At 37.6% G+C, this 19,935-nt stretch carries 14 protein-coding genes; 4 read left to right on the forward strand and 10 right to left on the reverse strand.

Going from position 1 to position 19,935, the window contains the following annotated elements:
• Positions 1–1,053: hypothetical protein (locus H6G68_RS16975; RefSeq protein WP_190907697.1), on the forward strand; the 1,053-nt coding region annotated here is incomplete at its 5' end.
• A 350-nt stretch (positions 1,054–1,403) separates the two neighbouring features.
• Here the strand turns inward: H6G68_RS16975 and H6G68_RS16980 are convergent.
• Entirely contained in the window at positions 1,404–1,901 is a 498-nt protein-coding gene (locus H6G68_RS16980; RefSeq protein ID WP_190714091.1) for a DUF937 domain-containing protein, read from the reverse strand.
• A gap of 165 nt (positions 1,902–2,066) precedes the next feature.
• Here H6G68_RS16980 and H6G68_RS16985 point away from each other — a divergent pair, with 165 nt between their 5' ends.
• Both H6G68_RS16985 and H6G68_RS16990 read left to right on the forward strand, forming a co-directional pair.
• Complete coding sequence (locus H6G68_RS16985) at positions 2,067–3,620, forward strand: YcjF family protein (protein WP_190907698.1); 1,554 nt, start codon at positions 2,067–2,069, stop codon at positions 3,618–3,620.
• A gap of 589 nt (positions 3,621–4,209) precedes the next feature.
• Complete coding sequence (locus tag H6G68_RS16990; RefSeq protein WP_190907699.1) at positions 4,210–6,003, forward strand: serine/threonine-protein kinase; 1,794 nt, start codon at positions 4,210–4,212, stop codon at positions 6,001–6,003.
• A 42-nt stretch (positions 6,004–6,045) separates the two neighbouring features.
• Here the strand turns inward: H6G68_RS16990 and H6G68_RS16995 are convergent, their stop codons facing one another.
• Positions 6,046–8,157 (reverse strand): serine/threonine-protein kinase, encoded by a 2,112-nt coding sequence (locus tag H6G68_RS16995; RefSeq protein WP_190907700.1) that lies wholly within the window; start codon positions 8,155–8,157, stop codon positions 6,046–6,048.
• Between the two features lie 193 nt (positions 8,158–8,350).
• Between H6G68_RS16995 and H6G68_RS17000 the strand changes: the two genes are divergently transcribed.
• A complete protein-coding gene (locus H6G68_RS17000; RefSeq protein ID WP_190907701.1) occupies positions 8,351–9,046 on the forward strand; it encodes a rhomboid family intramembrane serine protease in 696 nt (231 codons plus the stop codon).
• A 58-nt stretch (positions 9,047–9,104) separates the two neighbouring features.
• Here H6G68_RS17000 and H6G68_RS17005 read toward each other — a convergent pair whose 3' ends face one another.
• The 8 genes from H6G68_RS17005 to H6G68_RS17040 all read right to left on the reverse strand — a co-directional run bounded on the left by H6G68_RS17005 (position 9,105) and on the right by H6G68_RS17040 (position 19,777).
• Positions 9,105–10,295 (reverse strand): glycosyltransferase, encoded by a 1,191-nt coding sequence (locus H6G68_RS17005; RefSeq protein WP_190907702.1) that lies wholly within the window; start codon positions 10,293–10,295, stop codon positions 9,105–9,107.
• Positions 10,296–10,334: 39 nt separating this feature from the next.
• Positions 10,335–11,390, reverse strand: a complete 1,056-nt coding sequence (locus H6G68_RS17010) for an aldo/keto reductase (RefSeq protein WP_190907703.1) — start codon at positions 11,388–11,390, stop codon at positions 10,335–10,337.
• An 88-nt stretch (positions 11,391–11,478) separates the two neighbouring features.
• Entirely contained in the window at positions 11,479–12,570 is a 1,092-nt protein-coding gene (locus H6G68_RS17015; protein ID WP_190907704.1) for a Kelch repeat-containing protein, read from the reverse strand.
• Positions 12,571–12,628: 58 nt separating this feature from the next.
• The gene (locus H6G68_RS17020) at positions 12,629–13,150 is read right to left on the reverse strand and encodes a hypothetical protein (RefSeq protein WP_190907705.1); all 522 of its coding nucleotides are present in this window, start codon (positions 13,148–13,150) and stop codon (positions 12,629–12,631) included.
• Positions 13,151–13,167: 17 nt separating this feature from the next.
• Positions 13,168–14,133 (reverse strand): phytanoyl-CoA dioxygenase family protein, encoded by a 966-nt coding sequence (locus H6G68_RS17025; protein WP_190907706.1) that lies wholly within the window; start codon positions 14,131–14,133, stop codon positions 13,168–13,170.
• A gap of 30 nt (positions 14,134–14,163) precedes the next feature.
• The gene (locus H6G68_RS17030; RefSeq protein ID WP_190907707.1) at positions 14,164–15,117 is read right to left on the reverse strand and encodes a glycosyltransferase family 2 protein; all 954 of its coding nucleotides are present in this window, start codon (positions 15,115–15,117) and stop codon (positions 14,164–14,166) included.
• 9 nt (positions 15,118–15,126) lie between these two features.
• Positions 15,127–16,158 carry a hormogonium polysaccharide biosynthesis glycosyltransferase HpsE gene (hpsE, locus tag H6G68_RS17035; protein WP_190907708.1) on the reverse strand — a complete coding sequence of 344 codons (1,032 nt, stop codon included), beginning with the start codon at positions 16,156–16,158 and terminating at the stop codon, positions 15,127–15,129.
• Between the two features lie 571 nt (positions 16,159–16,729).
• Positions 16,730–19,777, reverse strand: a complete 3,048-nt coding sequence (locus H6G68_RS17040) for an MFS transporter (RefSeq protein WP_190907709.1) — start codon at positions 19,775–19,777, stop codon at positions 16,730–16,732.
• Between the last annotated feature and the right edge of the window lie 158 nt (positions 19,778–19,935).

The following is a 19,935-nucleotide window of genomic DNA, read 5'->3' on the forward strand; positions in this document are numbered from 1 at the left end:
AATACTTCAGCCACTGTGAGTAACATTGCTAATTCCTTAAAATCGCAACTGAATTTTGCAACTAGCAGTATTGCTGATGCACTCAGTTATGGTGCAAATCTCTCCATAGATCAAATTACTAACGCTCTTTGGAATACTACCTTTGTCGCCAATGGTCGTGAATTAGCTAATGTTTTATGGAATAATACTTCATCCACTGTGAGTAACATTGCTAATTCCCTCAAATCACAACTGAATTTTGCAACTAGCAGTATTGCTGATGCACTCAGTTATGGTGCAAATCTCTCCATAGATCAAATTACTAACGCTCTTTGGAATACTACCTTTGTCGCCAATGGTCGTGAACTAGCTAATGTACTATGGAATAATACTTCAGCCACTGTGAGTAACATTGCTAATTCCTTAAAATCGCAACTGAATTTTGCAACTAGCAGTATTGCTGATGCACTCAGTTATGGTGCAAATCTCTCCATCAATCAAATTACTAGTGCGCTGTGGAATACTACTTTTGTCGCCAATGGTCGTGAATTAGCTAATGTTTTATGGAATAATACTTCAGCCACTGTGAGTAACATTGCTAATTCCTTAAAATCGCAACTGAATTTTGCAACTAGCAGTATTGCTGATGCACTCAGTTATGGTGCAAATCTTTCCACAAATCAAATTACTAATGCTCTTTGGAATAGTGCTTTTGTAGCAGACAGTCGTCAATTAGCTAATGTGCTATGGAATAATACTTCAGCTACTGCTAGTAACGTTGCTCATTCCCTGAAATCGCAACTGAATTTTTCGACAAATACTATTGCTGATGCCTTAGATTTTGGTGCAAATCTTTCCATCAATCAAATTACTAACGCTCTTTGGAATACTGCTTTTGTCGCCAATGCTGATGAATTGACTCAAACCTTATGGCGTAGCACACGAGCAACTGTTGAGCAAATTTCTAGTGCTTTTCAAGCAATTAACATCAATATAAGTGTTAGTCAAGTCAACAACATTGTCAGTGGAGTAACTCAAGCTGTAGGTAGCTTTTTTGAGAATTTATTCGGCTAGAATGATGTTCTGTTAGAAGACGTTGCACATAATAGACATCTCCAGAAAAGAAGGTAGAGACGTTCCATGGAAGGTCTCTACAAGGGTTCTAGGAAACGCACATTTAATTTTCACCAGATGTCTAAGGAAGATATGCAATGATCGTTTTTAGTCATGCAAGCGATCACTTTTGATGTTGGGCTTTAGGGGTGATCGCTGTTTGGGGATGTGGCAATGCGATCGCGCAAGCGCTGACTTGTTTATAGCAAGAGATTATTGAACTGCAAAATCTACAAAAACTAAACGTGGATCAAACAAGGTAAAAAACTTGATTAATCCACGTTTGTTACTATCTACTACTCAGTTAATAATTACCTACCCAAATACCGACTCGCTAACTTAATAGCATCAGCAATGTCAACATCACCATCGCCGTCAGTATCAAGGAATTTATTCAGCATTGGATTTCCGCCAGATTGCAAGAAATTCAAAACTAAAGGCACTAATGTAGGTAATAATTGTTGAATCATTCCCGCATCTAAGCCTGTGCGCTGGGCTGCAACATTTGCCACTTGTTGTTGAATGGCTGGAGAAAATAGTGTATCGACGGCTTGGGAATCTGGAGAAGTACCTGCAAATTGATTCACCAAATCTTGTACAGCTTCTGTTCCCTCTGTAGCTTGCTTCTCTTGCAAAGATGAATGTACCTGTTTACCAACTACGGATAAAACTGATTGAATGGTGGAGGTATCAGCACCAGTGTTATTGCTTATCTGTTGAACAGTACTAACAATACTTAGGAGTGAACCTAAACCGCCTTGTTGATTAGAACTACTGACTGCACCGAGAATTTGATCAAAAAGTCCCATTCAGTTTTTTCTCCCTTTTTTCTGATTTTAGTAGTTCACCCAGGCAAATTTTCCTCAATCTACCAAATTGGGCTTTTTTATCTTCTGGGGAAAAACACTTAACTGATTAAACCGATTAAGATCAGAAGCATCTAGCTTCTTAATATCTACTTATCCTTGCTATTCATGCCTCTGTCGCGCATAGTCACACTCATTGCTGGTTTGATTATCATTTTGGGGTTAGCCGTATGGCTGATTGATTCACTGTCACGGCTTTACTGGCAAATATCCTATTCTCCCCTGTTAGGTAATTTGCTGCTGTTGCTGCTGATTCTACTCCTGGGAGGATTGGTTGCGGCTTTTGTCTATTATGTGCTGATGCTGCAATCTGGTGAGAAAAAATCCCGCTATAACCGCAGACGAGTTACTCCGGCTCAAATTCCGGCGGCTAAATCGGATGCGGCTTCTACCACTCTCCAAGCAGTGCGCCAACAGGTAGCGCAAATTCAAGATGAAGTTACCCGCCAAGCTTTACTAAGTCGCACTAAGGAAATTGAAGCGAATTTAGCCAGAGGAGAAATTCAAGTAGTTGTGTTTGGGACGGGAAGTGCTGGCAAAACTTCGCTAGTTAATGCGATTATGGGGCGGATAGTGGGTCAAGTAGATGCACCGATGGGGACAACCCAAGTCGGGGAAACCTATTGTTTGCGCCTGAAGGGATTAGAACGCAAGATATTAATTACGGATACGCCGGGGATTTTAGAAGCGGGAGTAGCCGGAACAGAACGGGAACAATTAGCTAGGGCGTTGGCGACAGAAGCAGATTTACTGTTATTTGTGGTAGATAATGATTTAAGGCGTTCTGAATATGAGCCATTAAAGGGTTTGGCGGAAATTGGTAAGCGATCGCTCTTAGTTCTCAACAAAACTGATTTATATACAGATGACGACAAAGAAACTATCCTCGCTAGATTGCGTCAACGGGTACTAGGATTTATCGCTCCTAATGATGTTGTGGCGATCGCAGCTAATCCCCAAACTGCACAATTAGAAACCGGCGAAACCTTCCAGCCAGAACCTGATATTATCCCCCTTTTGCGACGCATGGCCTCTGTCCTACGGGCTGAAGGTGAAGATTTAGTTGCAGATAATATTCTTTTGCAATCTCTGCGGTTGGGAGAAGAAGCCCGAAAACTGATTGATTCTCAACGTCGTCGTCAAGCTGATAAAATTGTTGAGCGTTTTCAGTGGATTGGGGCTGGTGTGGTATCTGTCACCCCTTTACCAATGGTAGATTTACTCGCCACCGCCGCAGTTAATGCCCAAATGGTGGTAGAAATTGGCAGAGTTTACGGTTGTGAATTGAACATGGAACGGGGACGAGAATTAGCCCTGTCTTTAGGTAAAACCATTGCAGGTTTAGGAATTGTCAAAGGCGCAATAGAATTACTCTCAACTGCACTACAATTTCATGTAGCCACCTTTTTGATTGGTAGAGCTATCCAAGGCGTGACAGCAGCTTATTTAACGCGTATTGCTGGAAAAAGTTTTATTGAGTATTTTCGCCATGATCAAGACTGGGGTGATGGAGGAATGACAGAAGTAGTACAGCAACAGTTTCAGATTAATCGCCGAGATGAGTTTATCAAAGTATTTATCCAAGAAGCGATCGCAAAAGTAGTCAAACCTCTCACAGACAACTTTGAGGATAAACAAGAAAACAGCAAAGATTCTCGTTGAATAGAAGACTTTTTAGTCGCATATACTCAAAACGGCTAAAACCTGAACTTTTTGATAATACAAAGAACAAATTCAAAGCCTCTCCCCGCAACGGGGAGAGGTTTGGAGAGGGGTTCCATATTCGGTTAGACTATGAACCATTTGCAGCATCCATCAATCGGTTTTGCTTAATTACTTATTCAAAAAACTCGACCCGTTCCCGCGTTAGCCCGAATAAGTTTTTAACCGAACACGATATTACTCTACCCAACTCCCAAAACTCTATCTTTATTTATGTGTATTATCAAATTTAAAGCTTCAAGTATAAACCCTTAAGTAATTAATTTATGTTTTATAAATTGATCAACTTGTGATCTAGTTGATTTTACCCATAGTTAAACATCTCCCTATTTTGGAGAGAGGCTGAAAAAGCCTGGAATCACTATGCTGATGACTATATCCAAAAGAAGACGGCAGTTGGGAGAAAGAGGTTTCTTGAACCTATCTTAATTTAAAGATACAAACAATTCTTTCTCAGTATTCCGGAAAGTCAAAGGAAATTCAGAAAAGGTATGTAACAAGAATGTAAAAATTTCTCAGTAACAAATATATGAATCAGCAAATAATTGGTAAATTACTACAAGGGCGTTACCAAATTGTGCAAAGCCTTGGTGCAGGGGTGTTTGGACAAACCTATATCGCTGAAGATGTCCATTACCCAGAAAAACCCAAATATGTCGTCAAGCAGCTGAAAGTCAACAGCTATCAATCTACTTCCTATTTTGACTACCTGAGATTACGGTTTCTGACTGAAACTGAAACTCTCAAGCATTTAGGAGGCCATAACCAAATTCCCCAACTCATCACCTGCTTTGAAGAAAATGAACGATTTTACTTAGTACAAGAATATATTGCTGGACAGCCTTTGTCAGTTGAATTACATAGAAATAAACAAATGGAACGCCAGTGGAGTGTTCCTGAAGTTATGGAGTTTCTCGAAGATGCTTTAGGGATTCTCGCATTTGTTCACTCTCAAGGCTTTATTCACTGCGATATCAAACCAGAAAACTTAATCAGACGTAATTCTGATGGTAAATTAGTGTTAATTGATTTTGGATCAATTCAGCCAATTGACTTTAGTATAGATGCAGAATTACCCATTTCCCAGATTCCCGTAACTTCATTAGGTTACATTCCTCCAGAGCAATTTCTTGGACAAACACAACCCAATAGCGATCTTTATGCTTTGGGGATGATTGCTATCCAAGGTTTAACAGGATTAACACCTTTGCAATTAACAATTGATCCTGCTACTAATGAAATACCCTGGTGTCATGAGAATAACCCAAGTGATGATTATCTAGCTGTTTTCCTCAGCCAAATGATTCGCTATAATTACCAAGAGCGTTTTCAGTCTGCAAATGAAGCGCTATGGGTATTCAAACACATAAGATGGGAAAATCAGCTAGAAGAAATTGTCGCAGCACAGTCTCCAGTTTCTGTAGAGACATCTGTAAAAAATCAAAACAATCAAAACAATAAACAAAGAAAATCTGATCCATTATTAGCAGGAATGCGATTAGGATTAACTATTAATTCTGTAATAGTTGGATTAGGAGTATATGCTTTAGTTAATAATTCTCTCAGCTACTCAGAAACAGGAACTTTATCTAAAGCAATTGCAGAATATCAAGCCGGAGATTTAGAAAAAGCAATTAGTTTAGCTAAATCAATTCCTTCCTATAGCAACGTATATCCAGAGGCTCAAGATACAATTGCAGAATGGCAAAAGCAATGGCACAATGATACAAAAAAGTATTTAGTAGCGGAACAGGCTTTAAATGACGGTAAACTGTCACAGGTTATGGATGTTATTCCTCAAATTCCATACACTTCATACTGGCGTACTAAAAGAGAAAAATTAATTGAGAAAACCCTAACTAACCTGGAAGAAAAAACACACACTTTATTAAACAAAGCTTACGCCAGTGCAGAAAACAGAGATTTTTCCGCTGCTTTAGAATATCTGCGTCAAGTTCCTCCAGAAAGTTCTGCTGGTGCTATAGTCCAAAAGAAGTTAGCTGAATACAATCAAAAAAGGCAAATGAGAGCCGGATATTTTTTACATACAGCCTATCAAAAAGCTTTAATAAGTGATTTTTCAAGTGCGATAAAATTCCTAGAAAAAATTCCTCAAAATACTGATGTTTATCCTCAAGCTCAAACCAAATTGCAAGAGTATAAAACAAAACTAAAAATTCGGGAAAAAGTTCAAAATACTCTCAGACTGAAAAAAGTTTTTCCTGTCAATCAATCGACTACATTTGGACAGATAGACTCAGATACTAAAACTGCATATTTTTCCTCACCTGATTCTCCGCGAGAAATAAATATTAGCAGTTAGAAAACCTGATTTAAATAATTAACATCACTTAAGATTATTTTTTTAAGAGTTTGAATTAGGCATTCGCAAAATCGGTACAATTATAGAGCGAGATTTTTCAGTTGTTAATTTAATTTGTGCTTGTTTGATAGCATCTATTGCTTGTTGGTAATCAGGTTTGTATTTAATGGCTTGTTCATAAGATAAAATTGCTTCTTGATATTGTTTTAAATTTAAAAAAGCATTACCTCGGCTATACCAACTTTCGTGATGACTTGGTTGATAACGAACTGCTTTATTATAAGATTCGATCGCCTCTGCGTATCTTTGTAAACTATATTGTGAATTACCTAAATTATACCACACTTGATAATTATTTTTCTTCAAATAAATTGCTTTATTATAAGCTTCGATTGCTTCTGCATACCGTTGAGTTTGATGTAATGACCAACCAATATTATACCAAGATAGATAGCTGTCAGGATTATATTTAATGACTTGTCTAAAAGAATCAATTGCTTCTGGATATCTTCGCAAAGTAATTAAGACATTACCTCTAGAAAACCAAGCTTGATAATAATTGGGTTTGTACTGCACCACTTTATCATATGCCTTAAAAGCATCTTCATAGCGATTTAAATTCACCAGTGAATTTCCCCAATTATACAAAGCAGCTTCATAGTCTGGCTTTAATTCTACCGCTTTTGTATATGCTGTAATTGCATCATCATATTGTTTTAAAGTTTGTAATGCAAAACCTTTCTTATACCAAATCTCATGATTATCTGGTTGTAATTCTATTGCTTGATCATAAGATTTAACGGCATTATCGTATTGTTTTAAATTCCTGAATGCATCACCTTTAGCATTCCACATTTCTGGATAATTATTTTTTATTTTTAACGCTTTATCAAAAGCAGAAATTGCTTCTGAATAACGCTGTAAACTTGCCAAAGCAAAACCTCTCCCAGCCCAAGCTTCTAAATAATCAGGCTGAATTTGAATAGCTTTATCATAGGACAATAGTGATTCTTGATATTTTTTTAATTCAAATAATGCTTTACCTTTACCATACCAGCCTTGAAAGTAATTAACTTTAATATTAACTGCTTTTTCATAAACTGCAAGTGCATCCTCATAGCGATGTAACTGCAAAAGTGTATTTCCTTGATTATATAATTCTGTCGCATTCTTAGTATTAATTTTATTGAAAATCAATATTGATGCTGTTCCCCCCAAACCTAGTAAAAATATGCCTAATATTAATTTGATAAATAAACCTTTTTTAGATGGTTGAGGTTTGAGATTATTAATTGGAGTAGCAGGACTTAAAGCTATTGTCCCAGATGGAGGTTTAATTAATTCTTGAAGTGCCTGTAATGCCACGGTGGCTGAACCAAAACGTTGACGAAAATCATAACAAATCATTTTGTCTAAAAAGTCAGCAAATTCTGATGTAACTGTGGCATGATTTCGCCAAATAATTTCATTATTTTCGGAATCTTGTTCTATTTGTTCAGGTGATAATCCTGTGATTGCTTGAATGGCAATTATTCCTAATGCATAGATATCACTACTTAATTTTGGTGTTCCTTGCGCTTGTTCTCCCGGCATATAACCAGGTGTACCAATAACGATGGTAGATTTAGTTTTACCTGTGGGAGCAATTACTTGGGTTGTGATTTCTTTAACTGCACCAAAATCAATTAGAATTAATTTGCTATCTTGATCACGTCTGAGAATATTACGCGGGTTAACATCACGGTGAATTACTTTTTGTTGATGTACAAAGTCTAAAATTTCTAAAATCTCTTGTAACAACAAAACTACTTGATCTTGACTGAGGATTTTTCCCGGTGATAACTCTTGACTGAGATCATGACCGATAATGAATTCCTGCACAAGATAGAATTCAGCATTTTCCTCAAAGTAGGCTAAAAGTTGGGGAATACAATCATGAGTTCCTAACTTGTATAAAACCTGTGCTTCTGTATCAAATAGCCGCCTAGCTATTTCCAAAGTGGCTGCATTAGTTGACAGAGGCTTGAGTTTCTTGACAACGCACTGGGGTGAGCCAGGTAAATGAGTATCATAAGCTACGTAAGTTTCACCAAATCCCCCTCCTCCCAGGTGGCTGATAATCTGGTATCTTCCAACAAGTGTGTTTCCTAGCATCTCGGTTGCTGAGTTGAGTGCAATATTACCTGATTACATCTTGCCACAGAGAAACGGGAAGAAGGAGCAGGACAAGGGGGACACGGAGACGCGGGGACGCGAGGAAAATTAAGAATTCTCTGTTCCCTGTTTACGAATTACGAATTACGAATTACGTTGGCGTAGCCTGCGGTCGGCATTATTACGAATTATTATGATTCCTATTAGTGATAACATTCAGAGTTGGAAAAAGCCAATTATTACCTATTGGTTGATTGGGATTAATCTTGGTATATTTTGTTGGGAACTGAAATTAGATGCAAGTAATCAATTAAGTGCTTTTGTCAATAGTTGGGGGATAATTCCAGAGCAAACTAATGCGGCGATAACAAATGCCATTTTTTATAATTCAGCAGCTTGGATAGTTGTATTTTGGCGGTTAATTTCTCTACCTCTAGCACTATTTTTGCATAGCAGTTTTAGTCAAATACTCGGCAATCTAATTTTTTTATGGGTGTTTGGTAAGACTATAGAAAGGGTTTTAGGACAACAAAGATATTTATTGATTTACTTAGTTGCTGGTATTTTTACTGGAATAGTGCAAATTTTAATGGAACCAAAGTTAGCAATTCCAGTGATTGGGTCTAATGGAGCGATTGCAGCTATTTTAGGAGCTTATATTATGAAGTTTCCTCAAGCTAAAATATATTCAATATTGCCTTTGATTATTTTATTTATCCCAGTTGAAATACCAGCATTTTTATATTTATTTTGGTGGTTTGTTCAGCAGCTATTTTATGGAATTGGCAGTTTAAATATTTCTGGTGGTGTAGCTAATCTTGGTTATTGGGGACAATTTGCAGGATTAGTTACAGGTGTGGCTTTTATGCGAATGGTGCAACGACGTTGAAATAATTCGTAATTAAGTTTTATGTTATAACGAAGTTTAGATAGTTTCAGCTTCTCATTCATCCGGCATTTATAGAATGCGGGATATTGTATATTTCTTCTAACTTAGCAGTATTTGATTTTAAGTTAAATTTTTGTTCTACACAAGAACGCCCAGCTATTGCTAAACTATCCCGCAATTGTTGATTCTCAAGCAAGGTTAAGATGGATTTTGCTATAGTTTCCCAGTCTCTTTCTTGGGTTAATAAACCTGTTTGTTCATGAATTATCGCTTCAGGAATACCCGCATGAATAGAACTTACTACAGGTAATCCCATAGCCATCGCTTCTAGGATAACTATCGGGAGTCCTTCTGATTCTCCTTGAAGGGTTGTGATACTGGGCGCACATAGCAAAAGTGATCGTGTCATCCATTCTTTCACAATTTCAGGAGGTTGTACTCCTAGAAAACGGTAGCGATTGAGTGAATTTGCAGCTATATTTTCTAAGGTAGAACGCAAGAGTCCATCTCCAATCATAACTAATTCCACATTAGGCATTATTTTTTGGACTTGAGCCATTGCGCGAATTAAGTATTCGCATCCTTTCTTTTCAACGAAGCGTCCGACAAATAATACTACAGGTTCGCGTTGAATATTAGGAACAGGAGTAAATTTATCTATATCTATACCAATGTAATGAACTTTGATTTTTTCTGGGGGACATCCTTTTTCAATTAGTTTCGAGCGAATAAATTCAGAAACAGCAATAAAACAATCAGCTTCTTGAAAGAGGCGATTGCGTTTTCTAACATACAGTTCTCGGAAAAATTGTCCGCGTCTTTTTAAATAATCTAAACTATAATCATACCAGGTTTTTCTTTGAGTTAAATCAATATCTGCTGTTGCATAATAACCATGAAAAGTAACAATTAAAGGTATTTTTAATTTTTTGGCTAAGGGTAGGGCTAAAACACCATCTAAACCAAAGTGAGCATGAATTAAGATGGGGGATAAGGCTTGCAGGTGTTTTATCCAAACAGGATGACAGAATTCAGCTAATTTATAGGCAGTTTTCCAAAGTTCAGGAGGGGAAACTAGTTCTCCCAAAATAATAGTTTTGTTTGGTGAAATCATGGATTTAGCACCAGACAATCGGGTATTGCCAACGTAGAATCCAGTATGAGATGAAAAGTTCTCAACTTGAGCCGGGATAAAAGTTTCTGAATAAGGGATTAATTGATCACGGTAGATGATTACTGTTGGTTTCATTAATTAATTATTTATTTATTTTATCAAAAAAGAACGATATTAGACTTTTTCATGTCCTGTAAAATTATCCACATCGGCAAATAATTCTTTCAGCTTCAACAAATCTTTATCAGGTAATGGAGGCTGCAATAAAGAAGTTACATTAGCAGCAAGATGCTCGATATTTCCCGTACCAAATAACACTACATCAACTCCCAGTTGATGGCGACAAAAGCGATAAGCTGCATCTGTAATGTTCTTAGCTCCACCTTCATCAAACAAAAAATCTAGTGGTTTCTCTACGTTTAAAGTTTCAAGTTCAGCATATCCCATTTGCTGCAATTTTATTATTGCTTTTTTCAGATTTGTCGCACTACTTAATGCTCGTCTAACAGCAAACATTGAAAGCACACCAATATTGTTAGTAGTAGCTTGGGGAAGAACTAACTTTTGTGCAGATTGATTAAGGATATTAAACCCTATCATAATGGTATCCCAACAATCATCCTCAACAGCACGTTGTAGCATTTGATGACTTGGCTCTTTTAGGAATGCTTCTGTGATGCCGATAAACCGTATTTTACCTGCATCTCGCATCTTAAATAAAACTGGAACAAGTTCTGTTAAAACGTAATCATATTGATTTATTGTTACACCGTGAAAATTATAGATATCTACATGGTCAGTTTGTAATTTTCGGAGGCTTTTTTCAACTTCTTTGACTAATTCCTTGCCAGTAATTAAGCGGTCTTGATTAAGCACTTTTTTCTTAGTAGATAAGACTACATCTTCACGCTTAATCTCCTTAATTGCTTTGCCAATAATTTGTTCAGTATTATAATCTTCAGCAGTATCAAATAAATTAATACCAAAGTCAAGTGCTGTACGGATAAGATATGTAGATTCTGCTTGACTTTTGCCTGTACTTTGACCGATTTTGCTATATCCACCACCACCTAAACCCATCACACTTACTCTGAGTCCAGTACGACCCAAGGTTACATATTCCATATTTGTCTGATTGATCTGAGTAATTAACTCATAGCTTCGTTTTGGTGGTTGTTTACCTAAATCACGGATTGATTTTAGGAAACTTTTAATAGACTTTTTAATCATAAGTAAATAGATTTGTAGTTAGTAAAAAACAATTTTACAGATTTCACATTTACTAAAAACCAAATAGTCCTAGGTTATATCTTTTTGATTATTTACTTCTGTTCTTCACAATATCTATCAAACTTTGATTGAGCAAAGTTCTAGATTGCATATTACTATGTCTATTTCTACCACCTCCAGTAACAACTAACCATTTACTAATGACATTAGCCATACAAGCATAGAGATTAGTTGGTAAGGATGCTAGTTCAGTCCAAGTATCTAGTTTGATGTCATAGATAGTAATTTTGGGAATCAAATCTGTATAATACTTAGAACCTTTAATTGAATGCTTCAGTGCCAGAAAAATTTGTAGGGGAAAATCATCAATTAGTTTGTCATTTTCATGGGCAAATATATCTGTTAGCTTTTCACTCAATAAGTGGGGATTTTGATTGTTACGCCCACCAATAATAACGATGTAATTATCTACAACAAAAGTTGATGGCTCAAAATGAGACCTGGGTTCGGGTAAACTAGCTAACTCTAACCAAGTATCTTTTTCCCAATCATAAACATGAACAGAATCAACATCAACTGGATTAGTATCATGGCGATGTTGACCACCAATAGCATAGATTCTATCACCAACAGCAATGCTAGAAACATGACCTCGCGGATTTGGCAAAGGTTCTTTTTCTATCCACTCTGTTCCCCCATCCAGTGAGAGCGACCAATGTTCTCCACAAGTAGTATCTCGATCTGCTGCAAATCCGCCAAAATAATGAAGTTTATTATGAATAATCTGAAGACCACCACCTGCACGAGGTTGAGGTAGTGGGATACCCTCTGTCCAAGAATTAGCGATCGCATCATATTGCCAGATCGCATCTGTTGTGGGTCCAGGATGATTACCCACAAATCCACCAGCAAACCACACCCGCGACTCATCAAGAACTGCATTGATATGAGTAATAGGAGTAGGCATTTCACCTAATTTAGTCCATTGGTTTGCTTCGAGATTATAGACAAATACATCTTTGGTCGCTTGCCACCTAAATGTAAAGCCACCAAAAATATAGAGTTGGTTGTTAATGACTGCTGTAGCACTTTCTAAGAGTGGAGTGGGAAGTGGAGCAACAGTTTTCCATAATTTGTGCGGTAGTGTCCAATTTTCTAATGTTTGTGTGATTGATGCCATAATTAATTATTCAAAGTAATATTTTTGAGAACCTGAAAAATTAATTGTTTTTACTTCACTAACCTACAGTTTCAGTAGAGGATGATCGAACTTTGATTTCTTGTGCATATTCTAACATTTTCTTTCTGGCTTTTTCCGTAGCTATTTTTAATCGAGTCTGGTCAATTTTCAACAACCGAATTTGGCGATCAGGATGACGTTGTAACCAATAATAGAGATTTTTTTCTAGTTCAAAAATTGCCCGTTCAATTTGCTCTTCAACTGTTGTTTCTGGTAAAAATAAACGCTCCTTACATTTTGGTTGACATTCTATAAGTTGAATATGACAATGCCCTTGTCCATTAATATAGGTATCAAATCTGAGAATCTCATAGCCAAAAGCATGAAATATTAGTGACGGACCTTCTGCTACATTAAGAACTTTCCAATATACCTCTAGACCAACATTATCACCAATTTCAAAATCTACAACATCCTTTCTAATTTTGTCTTTTTTTGATTTATATAGATGTTGTTTTTTGAGACTGCGGGCATACATATAGGAAAAAACAGAAGTTCCTAAATCACGAATAACAGACATACTTAGTCTCCTTTTAATTAATAAAGATATGAATATTTAGGAATCAACTTGACTATAGTGGGAAGAGAATCTTGCCAATAAACGCAAGCTTGTTTTTCTGGAGGAAGTTTTGCAGCGATAAGAGATAATTCTTCTCTAGATAAAAGATTTCTACCAGCCCGAAAAGGTTGATGGGGGCGACGACTTAAATAGCCAAAAGTAACTGCATGGCGAGAATATTTTGTGGGAGGTTTCCCACGATGATAAGAATGAGCAGTATCTACGATAATTACAGTTCCAGCTTTTCCTGTGTAAGTTGTTAACCAATCTTGTTGATGATTAGGTATTAGTTCTTCTATTTCTTGATGGTGGAAAAATTTGTATTTATCTTTGACTTTTTTCAATAGTAATGAACTAATTTCAGGGCGCATATACTGAAAAGGTCCGCCATCATCATCTACATCATTAAAGTAAATAATTATTTTTATAACTTTCCTGTCTTCATTGTCTATGTGCCAACGTCTAGTTGCCGTTTCTTTGCCATTATTAAGACTTAAATGTGCCATGAAGGTATCATAAGCAATGGGAGCGCCGATGTAATTAGAGACAATACTGATTAATCTATCTTCAAGTCCCCAAGTAAATATTTCTGGATATTTTAGGATCTGTTCTAAATTAGACTCAATGGCAAACTTACTGCTTTTTTTCTCAGCTATTTTAGTAATTTCTGTCATTAGCCTATTTACAGCTTCAACAAATTCTTTTGTGCCTGGTATTTCCAGAGATTCTACGGTGGTTATATAGATGCCTTGCTGTTTCAAAGTTTCAATAATTATTGCATCATTGGTAGTAACTAATGGTAGCTGGTTATGAAAATTTTCGATATATTTTTTGTATTTAGGATAGAAAAATTTGGACTCTAGATAACTGTTATTAACTAGAGATTGGGCTAGATTTGGAAGACCATTCCTCAAAAATTTACGAATTGAATTTGTGTTAATCATGGTTTTTTTAATATAACTATAGGGTCTAAGTTATGTTTTGGTTAATGTAGCATTTAAAATTTTTCTTGCCTGAATTTTAGTATAAGTAAAAATTACTTTGAACATCAAATTGAGGCGGTAAATTAATTGCGGATAATATTGCAGATATTCTTGATATTCAGGAAGCTGAAGAGCTTCATTTAAACTGGTGTAATTAATAAGTTGAGCCAAGGAATTAGCCAAAAGTTTATCTGTAAAATTTTGAATTTCTGGAAATCTATTTCTGAGATAGTATGCAACTTTAATATATAATTTCGATCTCTCAACCCCAATATTTTTCTTAAAGGCATAAAGATTATTCCCATGACTGCGATGAACAGCAAATTTTTCTGGGGAAAGTATGCCCGGTGATAGATGAATTGCAGCTAACCTTAAAAAGGCATCGCCAGAAATAACAAATTGATCTGGCATTGGTAATATTTGCTTAATATTATCGCGTTTAAAACATAAACCTGTGGTTGCAGGAAACCAATAATTTAGCAATTGTCCCTTTAATATATTTTCTCGTAGGTCAACATATTCAAAGTTTTTGATACAACGGTTTTCTGATATTTTTAAAGGAAAACCTTTGATATCTACTTCTGCTAAATCATGAAAAATCCAACCTGCATTGGGGTATTGATGAAATAGCTCAACGATTCGACTGAGCTTTTTTACTAAGTAATAATCATCAGCATCAAGAAAGCAAATTATTTGTCCCTTACTAGCTTGAAATCCTGCATTAAAGGCTGAGGCTTGTCCCCCATTTTCCTTCAAAACAGGGATGATTTTTCCTTCATACCTACAAATAACTTCTTGCGATTCGTCTGTCGATCCATCATCAACAACTATAATCTCAATATTAGGATAAGTTTGAGCTAAGGCACTTTCTATTGCTTCTGGTAGAAACCTTACATAATTATAGTTATTAATAATAATACTAACCAATATCTCTTCTGATTTCATAATTCTGATTTATGGTTTGTTATCAAAGCATTTTTTCCCAATCCAATTTTTCCAAAAATAAAAAGGACTCAAAAAACTATATAATAAAAGTTCTCTTTCTCCAGCAGCCACTACATCTGTCGCAATTACGTTATGATACTTAGACCAGTGTAACAGAAGCTTACGAAAATCATTGACAATATAAACTGGAATCATGAATTGTCTTTGCCAAGGTTCGTGTTTCAATATCCGAGTCCAATAACGACTCAATCCCACTCCACGAAAAAATTTGAGTACATAGTCTCGTTCAAAACGAGTTTTTGGTATCCGATGGTAAATCTCCATTGCGGGATTGTACCAAATTTCCCAACCTGCTTTTTTAATATACGATAATGCTTCTATATCTTCTCCTTTTGCTGCCAGAGAATTGCCAATAGGACCTTGCAACTGTAGGCATTCTGGAACATTTTTATCCCAAGCTGATTTGCGAATTACTAAGCCAGCACCTGGAGGAAATAATCCCAAACGATTAGATAAACCATGATTAAAGCAAATCTGTTCCTCTCGCTCTATGATTGGGAAAAAACCAGCTATCCGTTTAAAATTTTCAGGAGGTTGAACTTCAAAATCTCCATGAATCCGACTTCCATAAGCACCAGCTTGAGGGTATGCTTGACCGAAAGTATAGGCTGAAGCTACCCAATCCGGCGCGGGGATATTGTCATCATCCAAAAAGCCAACTAGAGGAGATTTAGCCTCTTGCATAGCTCTAATTCGAGCAAAGGATGCGCCTTGTCTCGATTCAAAGTAATAGTTAATAGAACAATTCTCTATCCAGTTTGACTGGTAATCCTGAATAATCTTAGCTGTGTTATCAGTACTATTATTGTCAACTATAACAATTTCCCAGACAATATTTTCTGGGTTGATCTGCGATCGCAATTGCTCCAATAAATCAGGTAAGCATTTTTCTCCATTGTATGTGCGAATAGCGACACTGAAGTCAATTAATCGCTTTGACTGGTATAAGTGTGCTTCTATTTCTTTGGATTTTGCTGTCATTATTAATACATACAATTTTATGTAACGGAACTCAAACAGGTTTGAAAAATAAATAAGCGTTTAACCATTGCCGAATTAGGAAAACACACAAAATGCCTAAGCACAGGGATTTTATGGCGATATCTCAACAGGTGAACCTGCGAAGGTATACTAAGAAAGTATACCAAAATTCTGAAATATTATTTGTTTGGCAAGGTAATTATTATTAACATAATCTTCATCAGTACATCGTCAGTAATCCTATGAATTGGAGGCGTTGCTGAAACCAAGTAAGTATGAATTTAGATGTAAGGCCGAGAATCCCTACCCATGAAACGTCTCTACAAGGATGAAAATATCATCGAAAATCATTTTCATACCTCAAATCAGTGCGATCGCTAGTGTAGATGTCTGTTACAGCAAATTCTCATCAATCGTGCCACAGACAGAAAAGATAAAAACCATTACCAGACTGCATTCTGCAATTTACTTTTGTGGCAGGTTTGATATCAAACTGCTGTAGTTACCAGTTCATTCCAAAAAAAAACTCCCAGATGGGAGATGAAAAATTTAGCGGAGACAATTTATAAACCTACACAAGCACTACAGCGATCGCACCTCCTAAAGCCGCAGCAATACCGGAAACAACTGCCGTTGTAAACAACCACCAAGCGGCATTAGCCGCAGCTTTGCGCGTTTCCTCTGCTTGGCGCTGTGCTTGGTGTTTCACCTGTTCTAGGCGGTGTTGGGCTTCGTGCTGTAGGCGTTCGGCTCGTTGCAATACATTATTCCGGGCGCGTTCAATTTGGTCAACAATCCGGTTGGCATCTTCTTCAGAAATATCCTCGCGGGAACTCAAAAGGGCTACCAAGGTATCCCGGTTAAAAGATGAAAGGCGATCGCGCAACGCATCAAATCCGGCTTGGGGATCGTCAAACAATTGGCGGATATCATGGGTAATGCCATCATAATTAAGTTCGGGGCGATCTAGAGAATTGAGATAATTACGAACAGTGGCAAAAACGCCCTCAATCACATCTTGAATCCGCCTTTGGATTCCCCGTACCTGTTCCACAAATTGGTCACGCACGAGGACGATATTATCGGCAATCCGGGCTGCATCTTCATCAGTTATGTCTTCCCGAATTTTCAGCAGGGAGATAATTGTTTCTCGGTCAAAATGCGAAAGGCGATCGCTCAAACTTTCCATTCCCACGCGTGGATCATGCAACAATAATTGCAAATCCCGCTTTATCCCTTCCGGGTTCAATTCTTCCTTACCAGTCAGCCGTAAATACTCTTGCAGATAAGCTTGGAAATTTTGTACCCTTTGCTGTGTCCGGGTTGCAAGACGACGCGGCGCACGAACAATGTTCCGAATGGATGTCTGCACACCATCAATAATTTGATTAACTTGTTCCTCACTCAAATCTTGACGTTGACTCAGCAACTTGACCAAAGTATCTCTGTCAATATGTGATAAGCGGCGACGAATTGCCACAGCACCCTGTTGCGGATTTTCAAACAATCTCGTCAAATCCCGCTGAATTCCTTCAGGATTCAATTCCTCCTTACCAGTCTTTCGCAGGTAATCTGCAATCGTAGTAGTAACAGAATCATATTGTTCTTTGGCTTTGTCTGCCACCAGTTGCGGTGTATGGCGAATGCTATGCCATGAATCCTCAACCGCATTAAGAATGTGATTGACTTGTTCTTCAGACAAATCTTGGCGTTGACTCAACAACTGCACCAAAGTATCTCGGTCAAACCGAGACAAACGCCAGCGAATTGCCGCCAGTCCAGCTTGAGGGTCTTCTAAAAGTCTTTTTAAGTCAGCCCGGATAGCATCAGGATTTAATTGTTCCTTGCCTGTATTACGCAGATATGACTCGACATTTAGCCAGAGGGTTTCTGCTTGATGTTGTGCCTGTTGTGCCAGTCCTAAAGATTCTACCAAAGTGCGATCGCGCTGCATTTCCAATTCATCCAAAATCGGATCTAAATCCCGTTCTTGAATATCATTGCGTGCTAGGAGAATTTCCCCCATTTGTTCGCGTTCAACTTGTGCCAATCGCCGGGATAGAGTTTCATAATCTGCTTCTGAATCTGCCAAAAGCGGTTTAAAATCTCGCTCAATTCCTTCTGGTGTCAAATCTGCTTTCGGAGTCACCAACAGATAACTTTCAACTCGTCGTTGCAAATCTTGAACAATTTCTCTTTCTTCCTGGGCAGTTACTGTTACTAGCACATTATCCCGCACAGCTACCAATTGATCAGCAATGTGACTAATTTGTGTTTGCGTCAACAGTCCCCGCTGTTGGAGAATATTCACAAAATCCTGGCGAGATATTTTCTCTAACTCCCTGCGGATTGTCCCAGGGTCAGCAGCAGGATCATAAATCACATCCCGAAATTCTTGAGCAATTCTTTCCTGACTTAATTGCCAAGCAAAGGTGTTACCCAAGTAGTTTTCAATATCGGCGCGAATTGGACTGTAAGGTTGTTCTGTAACTTGTTGTATGACTTTTTGTCTCGCAGTACCAAAGGAACGCAAAATTTTCTCCACATCCAAATCTGATAAATCTGCCCGACCCAACACCACACCAGTCAGTGCTGAGAGTGTCTGTTGAATAAAACCAGGTTTTTCTTCTGCCTCTTTGGTAGCGTGGGTTTCCGCAATTAGCTGCTCAAGTTTAGCATTGAGTTCATCTGTTTTAGTTTGTCCTGGGGGAAGTGATTTCAGATAATCCACCAACTCACCCACGCGGTTTGTACTTGGTGCTTGCTGACTCACCACCTGTTGCCAAATTCCGTATAAAGAATCAGCTATGCGCTTAACCTCTCGTTTAGATAAGTCCGTACGACTACTGACTAAATCAATAAACTGCTGACGGTCAATGTTGCGGAGGTCAGGACTGTTAGCGATCGCTTTAAATTGTGGTTCATTGAGTAACCTTTCAAATTCACCCCGAATCTTAGATATATCTATTTCTGGGGGACGTAGTTTTTCTATGTAGTCTTCTATATTCTCATGAATATTTGCTGGAGCCATCGCACTGCCGAATTCTCGCCTTACAGCCGACGCAGCTGCTTCAGCCGTTGCTACCACTTGCTGATTCACAGCTTTAGCACCTAGTGCAGCCGTAGCTGTTCCCATAATCGCCTGAAAACCAGAAGTGGCTGTATTGACCACTGAACCAATCAAGGAACCTACAGTAGTAGTACTCACCCACACTAATAATAAAAAGTATGCCCCCCAAATAACTAACCCTAAAATTGCTCCTAAACTGGGATCTAAAATTAATAGACTCAATTTCACCGCCAAGAAACAAGCGATTAATAAGGCTAGTGTAACTGTGACTAATGTCCAAATCCCCAAGCCCGTACCAATTTTGCGAATCGTGCCACCAAAACTTTCAATTTCTTCTGACTCCGATGGATGCCCCAAATATGAAATACCAGCAGCAAACGAAAGATTGGTTAAAACTAATTGGAATGCAAACGCGAGAATCACACCAGAAATTAAAGCCACAAAAAAACGTGGACCGGAAGTCAGTACCGATGCCTGTGCTGGTGTGACGTTGGCGGGGTTTACAGGTATTTGTGTCATCCACCATAAATTTTTGTACAGTTCCAGCATGATTTATATTTCCTGCCTCTAATTAAATTTGAGAAATTTGATTGAGAAATTTGAGAAATTAAAGATTTCGTTAGTATTTTTGGCAATATCCAACTCCTCTCGCTTTCAGAATCCAGGAATATAGTCGATCCCCACATCCATCTAAGGTGGGAAAATCA

Source organism: Anabaena catenula FACHB-362 (assembly GCF_014698735.1).
GTDB classification, from domain to species: domain Bacteria; phylum Cyanobacteriota; class Cyanobacteriia; order Cyanobacteriales; family Nostocaceae; genus Anabaena; species Anabaena variabilis_A.

Bases quoted from the DNA above. Each gene is read 5' to 3' on its own strand.
- H6G68_RS16980 (WP_190714091.1), bottom strand. From the start codon at position 1,901: ATGGGACTTTTTGATCAAATTCTCGGTGCAGTCAGTAGTTCTAATCAA.
- H6G68_RS16985 (WP_190907698.1), top strand. From the start codon at position 2,067: ATGCCTCTGTCGCGCATAGTCACACTCATTGCTGGTTTGATTATCATT.
- H6G68_RS16990 (WP_190907699.1), top strand. From the start codon at position 4,210: ATGAATCAGCAAATAATTGGTAAATTACTACAAGGGCGTTACCAAATT.
- H6G68_RS16995 (WP_190907700.1), bottom strand. From the start codon at position 8,157: ATGCTAGGAAACACACTTGTTGGAAGATACCAGATTATCAGCCACCTG.
- H6G68_RS17000 (WP_190907701.1), top strand. From the start codon at position 8,351: ATGATTCCTATTAGTGATAACATTCAGAGTTGGAAAAAGCCAATTATT.
- H6G68_RS17005 (WP_190907702.1), bottom strand. From the start codon at position 10,295: ATGAAACCAACAGTAATCATCTACCGTGATCAATTAATCCCTTATTCA.
- H6G68_RS17010 (WP_190907703.1), bottom strand. From the start codon at position 11,390: ATGATTAAAAAGTCTATTAAAAGTTTCCTAAAATCAATCCGTGATTTA.
- H6G68_RS17015 (WP_190907704.1), bottom strand. From the start codon at position 12,570: ATGGCATCAATCACACAAACATTAGAAAATTGGACACTACCGCACAAA.
- H6G68_RS17020 (WP_190907705.1), bottom strand. From the start codon at position 13,150: ATGTCTGTTATTCGTGATTTAGGAACTTCTGTTTTTTCCTATATGTAT.
- H6G68_RS17025 (WP_190907706.1), bottom strand. From the start codon at position 14,133: ATGATTAACACAAATTCAATTCGTAAATTTTTGAGGAATGGTCTTCCA.
- H6G68_RS17030 (WP_190907707.1), bottom strand. From the start codon at position 15,117: ATGAAATCAGAAGAGATATTGGTTAGTATTATTATTAATAACTATAAT.
- hpsE (WP_190907708.1), bottom strand. From the start codon at position 16,158: ATGACAGCAAAATCCAAAGAAATAGAAGCACACTTATACCAGTCAAAG.
- H6G68_RS17040 (WP_190907709.1), bottom strand. From the start codon at position 19,777: ATGCTGGAACTGTACAAAAATTTATGGTGGATGACACAAATACCTGTA.